Origin of the sequence: Sphingomonas sp. TF3, assembly GCF_003985085.1 — a bacterium.
Taxonomy (GTDB): domain Bacteria; phylum Pseudomonadota; class Alphaproteobacteria; order Sphingomonadales; family Sphingomonadaceae; genus Sphingomonas.
In genome coordinates this window covers 24705-39995 of record NZ_RWKS01000001.1, presented here as the reverse complement: position 1 = coordinate 39995, position 15291 = coordinate 24705, and the positions used below count along the sequence as shown (strand labels likewise).

The following is a 15291-nucleotide window of genomic DNA, read 5'->3' as shown; positions in this document are numbered from 1 at the left end:
AAGGCTGGGCGATCCGACCGAGGACATCCCTTCGGATCGGATCGCCCGCAGATCTGCGGCTTAAGATCGATAAGCGGACCGATGCAAGCAGTACGCCTCTACGGGAAGCAGGATGTGCGGTTCGTCGATCTGGACATGCCGGTGCCCAGGGCCGGTGAATTCCTTTCGGAACACCCTGATACACCGGGATGTTCCTGATCGAATGCTATCGTTTCCACTCTAAAGTGCGGCCAGCCGTCAGGCGACCGGCGATGAAACCCGAAAGTACAAACCCCATGCCATTCGCGACCACCAATCCCTATACCGGTGAGACACTGAAGACCTTTCCCAACGCAACCGACGAGGAGATCGTCGCGGCGATCGGGCGTGCCGACACGGCCTTCACCGCATGGCGCGAAACCTCGTTCGCCGAGCGTGCCACGGTGATGCGGTCGGCAGCCGAAATCCTGCGGCGCGATATCGAAACCTATGCCCCGCTGCTGACGCTGGAGATGGGCAAGTTGATCGCGGAAGCCAGGGCCGAGGTCGAGCTCTCGGCGGCGATCTTCGACTATTACGCAGACAATGCCGAGCGCCTGCTCCAGCCCGAGACGCTGCCGGTCGCCGACCCGGCCGAGGGGGTGGCGACGCTGGTGTGTGATCCGCTGGGCGTGCTGCTGGCGATCGAACCGTGGAATTTCCCCTACTACCAGATCGCCCGGATCATCGCGCCGCAGCTTTCGGCGGGGAACACGATGCTGCTCAAGCACGCCTCCAACGTTCCGCAGAGCGCGCTGGCCTTCGAAACGCTGATGATCGAGGCGGGCCTGCCCGAAGGCGCGTTCATCAATCTGTTCGCCGGGCATAATCAGATTGAACTGATCCTTGGCGATCCGCGCGTGCATGGCGTGGCGCTGACGGGATCGGAAGCCGCAGGCGCTTCGGTGGCAGCGGCTGCGGGCCAGGCGCTGAAGAAGTCCACCATGGAACTGGGCGGTGCCGATGCGTTCGTCGTCCTGAAGGATGCCGATCTCGCCAAGACGGTCAAATGGGCGGTCTTTGGGCGCCACTGGAATGGTGGGCAGGTCTGCGTCTCGTCCAAGCGGATGATCGTCGCCGACGAAATCTACGATCAGTTCGTCGCGCAGTACACGCAGGGCGTCGCCGCGCTGCGCATGGGCGACCCGTTCGATCCGGAAACGACGCTGGCGCCGCTCTCGTCGCAAAAGGCGGCCGACGATCTCAGGGCGATGATCGCCAAGGCCGTCGAGCACGGCGCGACCGCCACGGAAGTCGGGCCCGAGGCGCCCAACCAGGGCGCGTTTGTGCGTCCGACGATCCTGACCGATATCGGCGAGGACAATCCTGCGCGCTATTGGGAGTTTTTCGGCCCCGTCTCGATGCTGTTCCGCGCAAAGGACGAAGCGGATGCGGTGCGCATCGCCAACGACTCGCCGTTCGGCCTCGGCGGCTCGGTGTTCACGTCGGATACCAAGCACGGTGCCGAAGTGGCCGGGAAGATCTCGACGGGCATGGTGTTCGTCAACCACCCGACGATGGTCAAGGCAGACCTGCCCTTCGGCGGTGTCCGTCGCTCCGGCTATGGTCGCGAACTGCTCGGGCTGGGTATCAAGGAGTTCGTCAACCACAAGCTGATCAACGTCGTCGACATCGACGCGCCGTTCTAGGCATCTGGCCCCGTGGTGCGGTGATCCGATCGATCATCGCACCGTCGTGCGCCAATTCCGGCTTGTTCGGCATGCCGGACTCGTAACGAACGGTGTGCGGAAATTTTCCTTTGTTCAAATGGGGCACCAACGCGGCAGAGTAGCTTCCTTTCTGGCTGGGCCCAGCTCTCTCGCCTGCGGGGCGGAGCTGCCGCCTGCCAAACGTAGGACCCTCAGCTTGTCGATCACCGAGCGCGCATCCGATCCCGCGCCCGCCACCGGCGACGGCGAGTGGAGCCCGGCCTGTAGCGATGTCGACCGGGCGATCGATCTGCCGATCAAACGGGCCGGCCTCGCCATGACCATCCGATAGGTCCCTCGGCTGGGCGCGCTGGAGGCGGTTCGCTGGCTTCTCGATCCGCCGGAGAAGAAGGACGGCCCTTGCCTGTAAGCGGGCCGATCCGGCACCCCGACGGGCGGCTTCTTCCTCTCCGGGTTCGTTACCGGTTGTCAGCGTCGCGTTCGATCGCGATCGCCGTCGCTTCGCCACCGCCGATGCACAGGGCTGCGATACCCCGCGTCTCGCCTCGCGCCGCCAGCGCGTGAAGCAGGGTGACGATCAGGCGCGCACCGGTCGCGCCGATGGGGTGGCCCAGCGCGCAGGCGCCGCCGTTGACGTTCAGTTTCTCGTCGGGGATGCCCAGATCGGCGGCGGCGACCATCGCGACCACCGCAAAGGCCTCGTTCACCTCGAACACGTCGACATCGTCTACGCTCCAGCCGATCTTGGAGAGCAGCTTGCGGATCGCCGGGACCGGTGCCGTGGTGTACCAGGCCGGATCCTGGCTATGGGTGGCGTGGCCGACGATGGTCGCGAGGATCGGCAGGCCTTCGCGTTCGGCGACCGAGCGGCGGGTCAGCACGAGCGCCGCCGCGCCGTCCGCATTGGCCGAGGCGCTTGCCGCCGTGATGGTGCCGTCCGCGCGGAACGCCGGGCGGAGCTGGGGGATCTTCTCCGGCGAAACCTTGAGCGGATGTTCGTCGTTTTCGACCAGGACGGCGCCGTCCTTGGCCTCGATCGTCACCGGCACGATTTCGGCGGCGAAGCGCCCCTCCGACACCGCCGCGCGGGCGCGTTCCAGCGTGCGGATCGCATAGCGGTCCTGGTCCGCGCGGGTGAAGCCATAGGCGCTGACCGCGGCTTCGCCGAAATCGCCCATCGCGCGGCCCTGTTCATAGGCATCCTCCAGCCCATCGAGCATCATGTGATCGAAGATGCGGTCGTGCCCGACGCGATAGCCCGCGCGCGCCTTCGCCAGCAGATAGGGCGCGCCGGACATCGACTCCATGCCGCCGGTGACGACGATGTCCGCCGATCCCGCGCGGAGCAGGTCATGGCCGAGCATCGTCGCCTTCATGCCCGATCCGCAGACCTTGTTGACGGTGGTGGCGCCGGTCGCATCCGGCAGGCCGGCTGAACGCAGCGCCTGGCGCGCGGGCGCCTGGCCGAGGCCGGCGGGCAGCACGCAGCCCATCAGCACTTCGTCGACCCGATCGGGGGCAAGCCCCGCACGGGCGACCGCGGCCTCGATCGCGATCCCGCCCAGCCGGGGCGAGGGCAGGGTTGCCAATGCCCCCTGAAACCGGCCGAGCGGGGTTCGCACCGCGCTGCAGATGACGACGGGGTCGTTGCTGTCGGACATGGTCGTTCCTTCTCTTCGGCTCAGGCGTGGGCGGGAGTGGGCAGACGATGCGCCGGCGGCGCTCCCGGATCCCCGTCATGGGTGGGTTTGATCCGGAACCAGATCGCATAGAGCGCGGGCAGGAACACTAGCGTCAGCGCGGTGCCGCCGATCGTGCCGCCGATCAGCGTATAGGCCATCGATCCCCAGAACACCGAGTGGGTCAGCGGCACGAAGGCCAGCACCGCGGCCATGGCGGTGAGGATCACCGGCCGGGCGCGCTGCACGGTGGCTTCCACCACGGCGTGATAGGGATCGAGGCCTTCCTCCTGGTTGGTGTGGATCTGCCCGACCAGGATCAGCGTGTTGCGCATGATGATGCCGGCAAGGCCGATCAGCCCCAGGATGGCGTTGAACCCGAACGGCTGGTGGAAGATCAGCAGCGTCGGCACCACCCCCACCAGCGCCAGCGGCGCGGTGAGCAGCACCATGGCCATGGCGGCAAACGAGCGCACCTGGAACATGATGACGATCATGATGAGCACGAACATGATCGGGAAGACGGCGGCGAGCGCGACATTAGCCTTGCCCGCTTCCTCCAGCGACCCGGCGGTGTCGATATGATAGCCGGCGGGCAGCGCCGAGACGATCGGGGCGATCTCCTTGATGATCTGGTTGGAGACGTCGGGCGGCTGGAGCGATTCGTCGATGTCGCCGCGCACGGTGATCGTCACGTTGCGATCGCGGCGGCGCAGGATGGGATCTTCCATGCGCACCTCGATCTTGCCGATCTGGTCGAGCGGTACATGCTGTCCGGCGCTGCCCACCAGGGTGAAGCCGTGCAGCTTGGCCGGATCGAGCCGATCGTTGCCGGCGCTGCGCGCCACCACGTCGACCGCGCGGATATCCTCGCGGACCTGGGTGATGGGCGTGCCGGTCAGCAGGAATTGTAACTGCTGGGCGGCGTCCGCCGAACTCAGGCCGATCGCATTGAGGCGATCCTGATCGAGCACGATGTGCGTGGTGGGCATGCGCTCGCCCCAATCGGTGTTGACCTGGCGCATGCCGGGGTTGCGCATCATCACGGCGCGCACCTGTTCGGCGATGGCGCGGGTCCTGGTTTCGTCGGGTCCGCTCACGCGGAAGGCGACCGGGAAGGGGGAATAGGGCCCGAACACGATCTGCGTCGCGCGGACACGGGCCTCGGGCGCCAGGCCCTGGGCCGCGGCCTGACGCACGCGGAGCTTCAGGGCGTCGCGTGCTTCCGGATTGGCCGTGAGCACGACGATCTTGGCGAAGGAGGGATCGGGCAGTTCGGGCGAGATCGCCAGGAAGAAGCGCGGGGCACCCTGGCCGATATACGCCGTCACGATCTTGGCCTCGGGCTGCTTCTTCAGCCAGGCTTCCACCTTGGCCGCCGCCGCGCTGGTGGCGTTGATGCTGGTGCCCTCGGGCATCTGCACCTCGACGAGCACTTCGGGCCGGTCGGAAATGGGGAAGAACTGCTGCTTGACCAGGCCCATCATCAGCACGGCCACCACCAGCGCGCCCACCACGGACAGCGCGACCTTGTTGCGGTGCGTTACCGACCAGGCGACGAAGCGGCGCAGCTTGCGATAGCGCGGGGTGCCATAGATCGCGTCATGCCCGCCCTCGATCGGCTTGAAGTTGGGCAGCATCTTCACGCCCAGATACGGCGTGAACACCACCGCCACCACCCACGAGGTGAGCAGCGAGAAGGCCACCACCCAGAAGATGTTGCCGGCATACTCGCCGGCGCTCGACTGGGCAAAGCCGACCGGCATCAGGCCGATGGTGGTGACCAGCGTGCCCGCCAGCATCGGCGCGGCGGTGTGGCCCCAGGCAAAGCTGGAGGCGAAGATGCGGTCGCGCCCTTCCTCCATCTTCACCACCATGGTTTCGATGATGATGATGGCATCGTCGACCAGCAGGCCCAGCGACAGGATCAGCGCGCCCAGCGTGATCCGGTCGAAATCGCGCCCCGTGGCCAGCATGATGACGAACACGCCCGCCAGCGTCAGCGGAACCGCCATCGCCACCACGATGCCCACGCGCCAGCCCATGCTGATCAGGCTCACCGCGATGACGACCACCAGCGCGACGAAGAATTTGAGCATGAACTCGTTATAGGCTTCGTCGATATTGACCGCCTGGTCGGTGACCTTGTCGAACGACAGGCCCAGCGGCATGGCGGCGGTGACCGCGGCGGCTTCCTTTTCGAGGTCGCGACCCAGTTGCAGCCCGTTGTAGCGATCCTTCATCACCACGCCCAGGATCAGCGACGGCTCGCCGCCGTTGCGGATCAGGAAGGTGGCGGGATCTTCATACCCGTGCTTGATGGTGGCGATGTCGCTCAGCTTGAGCGTGCGACCGCCCGCAACGATGGGGGTGTTGCGGATCTTGTCCAGATCGTCGAGCGCGCCGTCGAGGCGGACGACGACCTGCGGACCCTTGGTATCGATCGAACCGGCGGGGGTCAGGAGGTTCTGATTGGTCAACGCAGCGAAGATGTCGCGCGGGGCGACGCCCAGCGTGGCGAGGCGTTCATAGGACAGCTCGAGGAAGATCCGCTCGGGCCGTTCGCCGATGATGTTGACCTTCTTCACGCCGGGCACGTGCAGCAGCCGCTGACGGATCTTCTCCGCCTCGCGTACCAGCAGACGCTGGGGCTCGCCCTTGGCCTTCAACGCATAGAGCGCGAAGGTCACGTCGCCATATTCGTCGTTGACGAACGGCCCCTGGACCCCGCGCGGCAGCCGCGCGGCCTCGTCGCCCAGCTTCTTGCGCGCCTGATAGAATTCCTCGGGAACGGCTGCGGGCGGCGTGGCGTCCTTCAGCGTGACGGTGGTGAAGGCGAGGCCGGGGCGGGTGAACGTCTCGGCGCGATCATACCATTTCAGTTCCTGCAGCCGCTTTTCCAGCGGCTCGGCCACCTCGTCCTGCATTTCCTGGGCGGTAGCGCCGGGCCATGCGGTGATGACGGTCATCGTCTTCACCGTGAAGCTCGGGTCTTCCGCGCGGCCAAGGTTGATGAAGGCATACAGGCCGGCGAGCGAGACGGCGAGGATGAGGAACAGCGTTACCGCGCGTTCCCGGACCGCCAGCGCGGAAAGGTTGAAGCCGCTCATTTCGCACCGTCCGCGGCAAGCCGGACGGCCGCGCCTTCGTGCAGCAGATGCGCGCCGAGCGCGACGAACTGGTCGCCGGGGTTCAGGCCGCCGGTGATGGTGGCGCTTTCTTCACCGATGCTGCCGACCTGCACCGCGCGCCAGTGTACGCTCGGCTGCTTGCCGGCGACGATGATCCACACGCCGGGGCCATGGCCGCTGTCGTACAGCGCGCTCAGCGGAACCTGCATGGCCTTTGCCGCCGTGCGCTCCGCCAGGTCGACCGTGACGGTCGAGCCGAGCGGCGCGCTGCCCGCCGCGCCCGACAGGACGTAGCGCGCTTCGTAGGTCCGGGTCAGTGGATCGGCCGCGTTAGACAGCTGGCGCAACTGCGCGTTGCTGGCCTGGATGGCATTATAGGGCGTGGCGCGGGCGATCGAGCCGATCGCCGGCCGGATCGTTTCGGGAAGATGGACGACCGCTTCGCGCGCGCCGGATCGGGCGAGGCGCACCACCGTCTGTCCGGCCGCGACGACCTGGCCGGGCTCGCCGAGCGTTTCCACGACGATCCCATCGGCATCGGCCCGCAGGATCGCATAATCGGCCTCGTTCTGTGTGACGCCGGCCTGTGCCTGCGCGGCGCGCAGTTGCGCCTGCGCGGCATCGGCGGCCGCCTTTGCCTGGTCATATGCCGATGCCGACACGGCACCTGCCGACACGAGATCACGAAACCGCTTTTCATCCGCTGCGGTCTGCAGCGCCCGGGCCCGGGCGGCGGCGACGGCACCGGCTTGCGCGACCGTCGCCAGCGACAGGTCGGTCCGGTCGATGCGCATCAGCGGCTGGCCGCGATGCACCGCCTGTCCCGTGTCCACCAGGCGCTCGACGATCTTGCCGGGCACCCGGAAGCCCAGGTCGCTCTGCACACGGGCGGAGACGATTCCGGTGAACGACCGGCGGGCTTCGTCCGCCGCCGCCGCGGTGGCGACGCGAACGAGCTGCGGCCCGGTGCGCGGATCGCCCTCGGGCTTGCCGCACGCCGACAAGGCGAGGGCCATGGTGCCGGCAAGGGCCAGGGATCTTGAAAGGGTAACGCGAATCATGAGCGGTCTCCGCAGAGGATGTCGCTCAGTCGCATCGAGTGACTAATCTGTCAACTAGTCACAACGGCGCTACGGTGCCAGGCTTCGCAGGACCAGGTTCGCGACCTCCCGGGGGGCTTCCGGTAACGCATCTAGATTATGCTCCAGCATCATCGGATTCATGAACGGCTGCATCACCTGAAGAATACTGCGACCGACCTCATCGAGCGGTGTCTTGCGCTCGAACTCGCCGGAATCGCGCCCTTCCAGGATGATCCCGTGCAAAATCTCCGTTACCCGGCTTGCGTATATCTGTGAGGATTTCCACCGTTCGCGCGCAGATGCAGCTGCAATATCGTATAACTTTCTATCGTCAAAGAATAGAAGTAGGCTCTCCTCGACGATCTTCTTGAATAAGATCCGCAATTTATCGGTTGCTGTCGTAGCATCCTTGAGCGATTCGTGGATGCCATACAGGATATGCGTCAGGCATTCTGTGCATATTGCTTCACCGATCGCCTGCTTGGATTCAAAGAATTTGTAGATGTACGCCTTGGAGAATCCGATCGCCTTGGCAAGGTCGGAGACGGTGGTCTTGTCATAGCCGTAGTGGCTGAAATGGGCTTTTGCCGCAGAGACGATCGCGCCGCGTTTGTGCGTATCGGCTGGGCCCCGCTGTCCCGCGGTGGTGGTGGAAACGTCATTCATCGGACTTGTGTAAGGACTTGAGGGGGAATTGACAACTGGTGACCAAACTGTATATTAGTCACATTCTTTCTGGTGGATATGATCATGCGCACGCTTCTTTCAGTGCCCTTCACCCTTTTGGCGGCGACCGCGCTGACCGGGTGTGCAGTGGGTCCGAATTACCAACGCCCTTCCCTCGCGTGGCCCGAGGGCTATACCAACGGCGCAGCCATTGGTGCGCGCCCCGCCGTGGTCACCGCCGATCTGACGACGTGGTGGACCGGGTTCGGCGACCCGATCCTGACCGATCTGATCGGCAAGGCGCTGACTGCCAATCTCGATATTGCCCAGGCGGCTGCGCGCGTGACGCAGGCGCGGGCCGGGCTGCGTTCCGCCGATGCGGCGTTGCTGCCTTCGGGAACGATATCGGGTTCTGCGGCCGCGGCGCGGCAATCGCTCGAGACGCCGCTCGGCCGGGTGGCGAGTTCCGCGCCCGGCTTTGACCGCAACGGCGAACTCTATGACGCCAGTCTCGGTGCTTCGTGGGAACTCGATCTGTTCGGCGGCCTGCGCAAGGGCCAGGAGGCTGCGCGCGCCCAGTATCAGGCGTCGCAGGCCGGGGTCGCGGCGGCCCGTCTCGCGGTCGCGGCGCAGACGGCGGACACGTATATCGTCATTCGCGGGCTCCAGACCCGGATCGCGGTCGCCAGGCAGCAGGTCGTGACGCAGCAGCGGCTCGTCGCCACGGTCCGCCTGCAATATGAAAAGGGCATCGCCGCCGAACTCCAGCTGCGCCAGGCCGAAGGCGCGCTCTCCCAGGTCGAGGCGACGGTGCCGGTGCTGCAGACGGGGCTGGACGCGGCGATGAACGCGCTGGACGTGCTGCTGGCGTCGCAACCGGGAACATCGCGCGCGGCCCTGGCATCCTCCGACGCGACGATTCCCGTTGCGCCGGGGATCGCGCAGATGGGATCGCCGGCCGATCTGTTGCGACGTCGCCCGGATCTGATCGCGGCGGAGCGCAGGCTCGCGGCTTCGAATGCGCGCATCGGTGTGGCTATATCGGAATATTATCCCAAATTCTCGCTCAGCGGGCTGATCGGGACCGCGACGATGACGGCGGGCAATGTCTTCACCGGCGGCGCCACCCAGGCGCAGGGTGCGCTCGGCCTGCGCTGGCGGCTGTTCGACTTTGGCCGTGTCGACGCAGAAATCGCCGCCGCCAAGGGAAGCAACGCCGAGGCGCTGGCGGCCTATCGGCTGGCGGTTCTGCGCGCTTCCGAGGATGTCGAGAACGCGTTTTCGGCGCTGCTCAACCGCGAAGCACAGGAAACGGTGCTGTCGCGCGGCGAAACCGCGCTGACGCGCGCGCAATCGGCATCGCTCGCCGCCTATAAGGGCGGGGTGGTGAGCCTGATCGAAGTGCTGGACGCGGATAACCGCCTGCTGGCGACCCGCGATGCCCGGACGATCGCGCAGACCGAAACGGCGCGCGCCGCCGTCGCCTCGTTCCGCGCACTTGGCGGCGGGTGGCAGGCGCCGCCCGCGCTCGCCGCGCGCCAATAGGACGCTGCCGGCACTCACCCATAGCAGGGCGGACCGCTCCGCCCAGGCCAACCCAAATTAGGAGTAAGGATATGACAACCACCGCAAGGTCCGTGGCGCTGGTGACCGGCGCGTCGAGCAGCATCGGCTATGCCACCGCGAGCGCGCTGGCCGATGCCGGCTATCGCGTGTTCGGCACCAGCCGTAAGGCAGGGGCCCTTGGCCCGGCAAGCGTGACGATGCTGGTATGCGACGTGCGCGACGACACCTCCGTCGCCGCGGCGGTCGCGCAGGTGGTTGCCGAGACCGGCCGGATCGATCTGCTCGTCAACAATGCCGGGATCGGCCTGATGGCCGCCGCCGAGGAGTCGTCCGTCGAACAGGCGCAGCACCTGTTCGATATCAACGTGTTCGGCGTGATGCGCCTGACCAGGGCGGTGCTGCCGATCATGCGGCAGCAGGCGCGCGGCCGCATCGTCAATCTGAGCTCGGTCCTCGGCCTCATCCCGGCGCCGTTCAGCGCGCTCTATGCGGCGACCAAGCACGCCATCGAGGGCTATTCGGAGTCGCTCGATCACGAAGTCCGCACCCAGGGCATTCGGGTCGTGCTCGTCGAGCCGGCCTATACCCGCACCTCCTTCGAGACCAATGTGATCCAGCCGGACCAGATGCTGCCCGTGTATGACGACGCGCGCGTCGCCATGAGCGGCGTGATGCTGGCGGCGCTCGAATCCGGCGATGCGCCGGAAGTGGTTGCCGACGCCGTCGTGCTGGCCGCGACCGCGCCCCGGCCCAAGCACCGCTATGCGGCGGGCAAGATGGCACGGCAGGTGCGTCTGCTGCGTCGATTCGTACCCGAATCGGCCTTCGACAAAAGCTTGCGCAAGCAGAACGGCCTGCCGGTCTGACAACGTGGGGGAAGGGGCGTCAGGCGAACGCCTCTTGCCCCTCCAGCTTGGTGCGCATCATCAGCCGCCCGCACATCGGATCATAGGCCTCGGCGCGGTGCATGGTGCCGGTATTGTCCCACATCACCAGGTCGCCCGCGCGCCAGGCATGGCTGTAGCTGAACGCCGGGCTCGTGGCCCATTCGCGAAGGCCCGCGAGCAGCGCCGCGCTCTCCTTATGCTCAAGCCCCACCACATTGCGCGCGGTGCAGCCCAGGATCAGCGACTTGCGGCCTGATTCATGCTTCCAGACGAGCGGAAGCTCCTTTTCGCCCAGTGCCTGCATCGCCCGCAGCGTCTGCAGGCGCGGCTCCGGATCATAATAGGCCAGCGAAGCCCAGGGCGCATGGACGACGCGCCTGCCGTCATACGCCGCTTTTTCTTCCTGCGGCAGATCATCCCACGCCGCGTAGGTGTTGCAGAAGCCGGTGTTGCCGCCCTGGGGCGCCGGCACCTTGCAGGTCAGCAGCGATGCGTGGATCGGAACATCGCTGTTCGTGCCGTCGATGTGCCAATACAGCGATCCCTTCAGGAACTCCGCCGCTTCCGGGTTTTCGCGTGCGTCGAGCGATACCTTTGCGGTGACCCGTCCGTCGCTGCCCTCGGGGGCGGGCGTGCCCAGCGTCTGGGTGAACGCAATCTGTTCGGCTTCGGTAAAGCCGATTTCGGGAAAGATGAGGACGCCGCGGGCCTCGAGCAGTTCGAGGATCTCGCCGGCAAGCGCGCCGCTAAGCAGTTCGGCCTTATCGTTCAGCACCCGGCTGGCGATCCGCTTCTTCACCGGCTCGCTGGCCAGTCGTGCGATGGTTTTGACGTTTTGCATGATCTCTCCTTTGCGCCGCCGTGCTGCGGCACTGCTGTTGTGACGTTCCTCGAAGACGCGCCGACCAGCTGGTCGGCGCAGATCGACGATCGGGCGGGGTCAGGTCGCGGGGGTCCAGATCGGGCCGCGGCAGAGAAAGGCGACGCAGCCTTCGACCTTCAGCGTGCCATCGGCGTTGCGCGTCAGCTTGGCGTTATAGGTCTTGCCCGATTCGGGGTTGTAGATCTTGCCCTTCCACAGCGCGCCCGCATCCTTGAAACCGGTGAGGATGAAGGTCCCCTCGATGGGGTTGTTGCGCTTCGCCGGATCGGGGTTGGCGATGTCGGTGGTAGGCTTGCCGGGTTCGCGGCGGAGCACCTTGACGATGCGCCCGCAAATGGCGTCGCCGCACGACTCGATCCGTACCAGGGCTTTGCCGCCTTCGGTCATCCAGGTGCCGGTGACGGGTGTCGCGGCGATGGCTGCCGTGCTGACGAACAGGGCGGCGAGCGCAACTGCGCCAAGGGTGCTACGGGTGTACATTAGTCCATTCTCCAGATCACCATTGGCAGGCAATGGCGTCATGTTGCGTGGCGGGCCGATCCCGCCTGCACCCTGCTAAGCAGCGGAGCATGGAGGCTGGATGGAGATTCATGGGACGAGGCATGAAGGCGCCTTGCCCGATCGCTTCGTCAGGCACCGTTTGGACATTCGCGGAAGAGCGAGTTTCAGGTCGGCAACCAAAGAGAAAAGCTCGCACCCGATCGATCGGTGCGATTTTCGGCGACGATCCGGCCGCCATGCGCTTCGGCAATCTTCGCGGCGAGCGTCAGGCCGATGCCGCTGCCTTGTCGCCCGGCAAGCTTGTCGGCGCCGGCGCGCCAGAACGGCATGAACAGGCGTTCGGCATCCTCGGGCAGAAAACCTTCGCCTTCGTCGGCGACCCGTACGATCGCCCACCCCTTGGCGAGGCTGAGAGCCACCTCGACCAGGCTGCCGTCCGGCGCATGCTTGATCGCGTTGGTCAGCAGGTTAGTGACGATTTGCGTCAGTCGGACTGGATCTCCTTGCACGCGAACCTGCGCATAGCGCTCCGCCAGTGTCACCGCGCGCTCGACCGCCATGCCCCGCAGATCGGCGACGGCAACCTTCAGCAGCGCGTCGAGATCGATGGTGCGCCGATCGAGGTCCAGCTCGCCGGCATCGGCATGGGCGAGCGTGCGCAGATCGTCGACCAGCCGCGAGAGATGCTCGACCTGTCGCAGCAGCCGGTCTGCTTCCCCCGTGGCGGGATCGATCACGCCGTCGGTGAGGCCATGCAGCCGACCTTTCAGGATCGTGAGCGGCGTGCGCAGTTCGTGCGCGATTCCGGCGGTCAGCACCGTTCGTTCGCGCTCATATGCCTGGATGTCGGATGCCATACGGTTGAAGCTCTCGATCAGCTCGCCGGTCTCGCCCGAGGTGCCGCCGCGATCCACCCGCACCGAGCGCTTGCCGGCGGAAACCTGCGCGGCGGCCTTGGCGACGGCGGTGATCGGTCGGCTGATGCGCCGGGCGAACACCATCGCCACGCCGCCGCCGACCAGCAGCGAGACGCAGGCGATGGCACCGATAAAGCCCATATCGGTAATCCCCGGCGTGCTGCCGCCATAGCGGTTGAACAGTTCGAAATAGCGGTCGCTGCCCTCCTGATGGGTGCGCACGAGCTGTTCCAGTTCCGCACGCGCCTTGGGCGGCATGTGGCTGGTTGCGACGTCCAGCCGATAATGCACCGCCGCCAGATAGGCGAACAGGCCGACCAGCATCGTGATCAGCGTGGTCGCGGCGGCCAGCACGACCATCCGGGTGACGATGCGGTTCAGGATTGGGACCATAGTCGGTACCCCAATCCGCGAACCGGTTCGATCATGTCGGCGCAGCCTGCCGCCGTCAGCTTCTGGCGCAGCTTGGACAAGTGGCTGTCGACCACCCGGTCATAGGCTTCGCTGTCGGGCGACGCGGCTTCGAGCAGTTCGGCGCGCGAGAAGGCGCGCCGCGGGTGGCGCGCCATATGGGCGAGGATCCCGAATTCGCTGGGGGTGAGCGAAAGCCTGACCAGCGCGTCCCCATTCTGGCATTGCACCAGCCGTGCATCGAGTTCGATCAGCAACGGGCCGACCGACAGCGTCCGTCGGCTGCTCGATCCGTTCGTGCGCCGCAACACAGCGCGGATGCGCTCGACCACTTCCGACGGGTTGAACGGCTTGACGATATAATCATCGGCACCGATGCGGAGCGACGATAGCGTGGTCACCTCGTCGTCATGCGCGGTGATCATGATGACGGGGGTTTCGACGCGTCGCCGAATTGCCGTGAGGACATCCAGCCCGTCCCCGCCCGGCAAGCCAATGTCGAGCAGCACGAGCGCAGGATTGCACTGGCCATGTGCGCGGATCGCATCCTGCACCGTCCCGGCCCGGACGACCTCGAAACCCGCCTTTTCGACATAGGCGGCAAGCAGCTCGGCGATCTCGCGCTCGTCCTCGACGATCAATATTCGGTCGCTCACACGCTCTCCCTTCGGCCTCGCCTTCGCCGAATTGCATGGACGAACGATGGAGGAGGCAACTCCACGGAACCTCCACGAAACCTACGACGAGCGTTCATCGCCGTCCACCATCAGCCGATCGGAGCCGCCGCAACGAGGTGGCGATTTCACGAAAGGCTTTTCCATGACCCATATTCTTCCGACCACCTTCGCGGCCCTTCTGGCGACGGCGATGCTGGCATCGGCGGCGCACGCTCAGACTGAAGCACCCCGCGGCATCTATGCGGTCGCGCGCGCCGGCGCGTCGATCAACTCCGACCAGAAATTCGATGTCGAACAGCTTCCGTCGCAGTTCGACGACAAGACCAAATACAAGACCGGGCTGACCGGCGAAATCGGCGGCGGCTATGATTTCGGAATTTTCCGCATCGAGCAGACGATCGGCTACAACAGCAACAACCTCGACCTGAAGGGGATCGGCAGCCGCGATCTGCCGGCGTCCGGCCGCACGCGCTCCTACAATGTCAGCGTCTCCGGCTATGTCGATATCCCGCTCCATTCGGTGTTCGTGCCGTATGTCGGCGGCGGCATCGGCGCCTCGCGGGTCGATGCCAATCTGTCGCGGACCGGGGCAGGCGGGCTGGTCAGCCAATATTCGGGCAAGGACTGGGGCATGACGTGGCACGGTGATGTCGGCATCGGCATCAACGTCGCGGCCAAGACGACACTGGAAGTCGGCGGCCGCTATTCGCAGACCAGCAAGCTCGCGTTCGACGGGACCAGCAGCGGCGTCGCGACCCGCTTCGCGCCGACGCTGCGCACGCTCGCCGGCACGGTCGGGGTTCGGCACATTTTCTGAGGGCCCCGGCCGGGACGCGATCGTGCAAGCGATCTGGACATGCGGCAGCGGCGGGAATGTCGCTGCTGCCTCTCCTCTTTCCGCGACCTGACATTGAAGGAGGCATGCATGCAGGCTCCGCGCGATCTGCCAGGCCGGCGGCGTTGCCGCTGGCATGAGGTGGCGAAGAACGGGGGATACGCCGCGACGCTCTTCGCCGCCATCGGCACTGCCGTAGTCGGCGAGCGGTGGCTGGCCAGCTGCCTCGAGGACCATCTGGCCGCAATGATGATCCTGCTGATTGGGGCCGTCATCGTGGGGTCGTTGGTGCTGCCGCTCTTTACCCGGGCGCGTTAGCGATCGATCTTTTATGTCGTCTATTGACAAATGTCACTAAGTGACACAAA

General features: G+C 65.9%; 14 protein-coding genes. 6 read left to right on the top strand and 8 right to left on the bottom strand.

Annotated features, from left to right (window positions below; all coding sequences use genetic code 11):
* Positions 1 to 275 precede the first annotated feature (275 nt).
* Positions 276 to 1667 carry an NAD-dependent succinate-semialdehyde dehydrogenase gene (locus EJC47_RS00190; protein WP_126844986.1) on the top strand — a complete coding sequence of 464 codons (1392 nt, stop codon included), beginning with the start codon at positions 276 to 278 and terminating at the stop codon, positions 1665 to 1667.
* Between the two features lie 217 nt (positions 1668 to 1884).
* Positions 1885 to 2019 (top strand): hypothetical protein, encoded by a 135-nt coding sequence (locus EJC47_RS21260; protein WP_260591418.1) that lies wholly within the window; start codon positions 1885 to 1887, stop codon positions 2017 to 2019.
* Between the two features lie 127 nt (positions 2020 to 2146).
* Here EJC47_RS21260 and EJC47_RS00185 read toward each other — a convergent pair whose 3' ends face one another.
* The 4 genes from EJC47_RS00185 to EJC47_RS00170 form a co-directional block, all read right to left on the bottom strand.
* Positions 2147 to 3349, bottom strand: a complete 1203-nt coding sequence (locus tag EJC47_RS00185) for an acetyl-CoA C-acyltransferase (protein ID WP_126844985.1) — start codon at positions 3347 to 3349, stop codon at positions 2147 to 2149.
* Between the two features lie 20 nt (positions 3350 to 3369).
* Entirely contained in the window at positions 3370 to 6477 is a 3108-nt protein-coding gene (locus EJC47_RS00180; RefSeq protein ID WP_126844984.1) for an efflux RND transporter permease subunit, read from the bottom strand.
* Positions 6474 to 7559 (bottom strand): efflux RND transporter periplasmic adaptor subunit, encoded by a 1086-nt coding sequence (locus tag EJC47_RS00175; protein WP_126844983.1) that lies wholly within the window; start codon positions 7557 to 7559, stop codon positions 6474 to 6476. Before EJC47_RS00175 ends, EJC47_RS00180 begins: the two co-directional genes overlap by 4 nt.
* A 69-nt stretch (positions 7560 to 7628) precedes the next feature.
* The gene (locus tag EJC47_RS00170) at positions 7629 to 8246 is read right to left on the bottom strand and encodes a TetR/AcrR family transcriptional regulator (RefSeq protein WP_126844982.1); all 618 of its coding nucleotides are present in this window, start codon (positions 8244 to 8246) and stop codon (positions 7629 to 7631) included.
* A gap of 84 nt (positions 8247 to 8330) precedes the next feature.
* Between EJC47_RS00170 and EJC47_RS00165 the strand changes: the two genes are divergently transcribed.
* Complete coding sequence (locus EJC47_RS00165) at positions 8331 to 9791, top strand: efflux transporter outer membrane subunit (RefSeq protein ID WP_221885143.1); 1461 nt, start codon at positions 8331 to 8333, stop codon at positions 9789 to 9791.
* A 71-nt stretch (positions 9792 to 9862) separates the two neighbouring features.
* Positions 9863 to 10678, top strand: a complete 816-nt coding sequence (locus EJC47_RS00160; protein WP_126844981.1) for an oxidoreductase — start codon at positions 9863 to 9865, stop codon at positions 10676 to 10678.
* 19 nt (positions 10679 to 10697) lie between these two features.
* Here the strand turns inward: EJC47_RS00160 and EJC47_RS00155 are convergent, their stop codons facing one another.
* The 4 genes from EJC47_RS00155 to EJC47_RS00140 form a co-directional block, all read right to left on the bottom strand.
* Positions 10698 to 11540 (bottom strand): TauD/TfdA dioxygenase family protein, encoded by an 843-nt coding sequence (locus EJC47_RS00155; RefSeq protein ID WP_126844980.1) that lies wholly within the window; start codon positions 11538 to 11540, stop codon positions 10698 to 10700.
* A gap of 99 nt (positions 11541 to 11639) precedes the next feature.
* Positions 11640 to 12062, bottom strand: coding sequence for a DUF2147 domain-containing protein (locus EJC47_RS00150; protein ID WP_126844979.1), 423 nt, complete (start codon positions 12060 to 12062; stop codon positions 11640 to 11642).
* A 185-nt stretch (positions 12063 to 12247) separates the two neighbouring features.
* On the bottom strand, positions 12248 to 13393 hold the full coding sequence (locus EJC47_RS00145; RefSeq protein WP_126844978.1) for a sensor histidine kinase: 1146 nt from the start codon (positions 13391 to 13393) through the stop codon (positions 12248 to 12250).
* Positions 13378 to 14067, bottom strand: coding sequence for a response regulator (locus EJC47_RS00140; RefSeq protein WP_126844977.1), 690 nt, complete (start codon positions 14065 to 14067; stop codon positions 13378 to 13380). Before EJC47_RS00140 ends, EJC47_RS00145 begins: the two co-directional genes overlap by 16 nt.
* Before the next feature lie 163 nt (positions 14068 to 14230).
* Between EJC47_RS00140 and EJC47_RS00135 the strand changes: the two genes are divergently transcribed.
* The gene (locus tag EJC47_RS00135) at positions 14231 to 14905 is read left to right on the top strand and encodes an outer membrane protein (RefSeq protein ID WP_185867499.1); all 675 of its coding nucleotides are present in this window, start codon (positions 14231 to 14233) and stop codon (positions 14903 to 14905) included.
* A 108-nt stretch (positions 14906 to 15013) separates the two neighbouring features.
* A complete protein-coding gene (locus tag EJC47_RS00130; RefSeq protein ID WP_126844975.1) occupies positions 15014 to 15241 on the top strand; it encodes a hypothetical protein in 228 nt (75 codons plus the stop codon).
* Positions 15242 to 15291 lie beyond the last annotated feature (50 nt).

Excerpts from the sequence above, each read along its gene's own strand:
- EJC47_RS00190 (WP_126844986.1), top strand. The coding sequence starts at position 276 with ATGCCATTCGCGACCACCAATCCCTATACCGGTGAGACACTGAAGACC.
- EJC47_RS00185 (WP_126844985.1), bottom strand. The coding sequence starts at position 3,349 with ATGTCCGACAGCAACGACCCCGTCGTCATCTGCAGCGCGGTGCGAACC.
- EJC47_RS00180 (WP_126844984.1), bottom strand. The coding sequence starts at position 6,477 with ATGAGCGGCTTCAACCTTTCCGCGCTGGCGGTCCGGGAACGCGCGGTA.
- EJC47_RS00175 (WP_126844983.1), bottom strand. The coding sequence starts at position 7,559 with ATGATTCGCGTTACCCTTTCAAGATCCCTGGCCCTTGCCGGCACCATG.
- EJC47_RS00170 (WP_126844982.1), bottom strand. The coding sequence starts at position 8,246 with ATGAATGACGTTTCCACCACCACCGCGGGACAGCGGGGCCCAGCCGAT.
- EJC47_RS00165 (WP_221885143.1), top strand. The coding sequence starts at position 8,331 with ATGCGCACGCTTCTTTCAGTGCCCTTCACCCTTTTGGCGGCGACCGCG.
- EJC47_RS00160 (WP_126844981.1), top strand. The coding sequence starts at position 9,863 with ATGACAACCACCGCAAGGTCCGTGGCGCTGGTGACCGGCGCGTCGAGC.
- EJC47_RS00155 (WP_126844980.1), bottom strand. The coding sequence starts at position 11,540 with ATGCAAAACGTCAAAACCATCGCACGACTGGCCAGCGAGCCGGTGAAG.
- EJC47_RS00150 (WP_126844979.1), bottom strand. The coding sequence starts at position 12,062 with ATGTACACCCGTAGCACCCTTGGCGCAGTTGCGCTCGCCGCCCTGTTC.
- EJC47_RS00145 (WP_126844978.1), bottom strand. The coding sequence starts at position 13,393 with ATGGTCCCAATCCTGAACCGCATCGTCACCCGGATGGTCGTGCTGGCC.
- EJC47_RS00135 (WP_185867499.1), top strand. The coding sequence starts at position 14,231 with ATGACCCATATTCTTCCGACCACCTTCGCGGCCCTTCTGGCGACGGCG.
- EJC47_RS00130 (WP_126844975.1), top strand. The coding sequence starts at position 15,014 with ATGCAGGCTCCGCGCGATCTGCCAGGCCGGCGGCGTTGCCGCTGGCAT.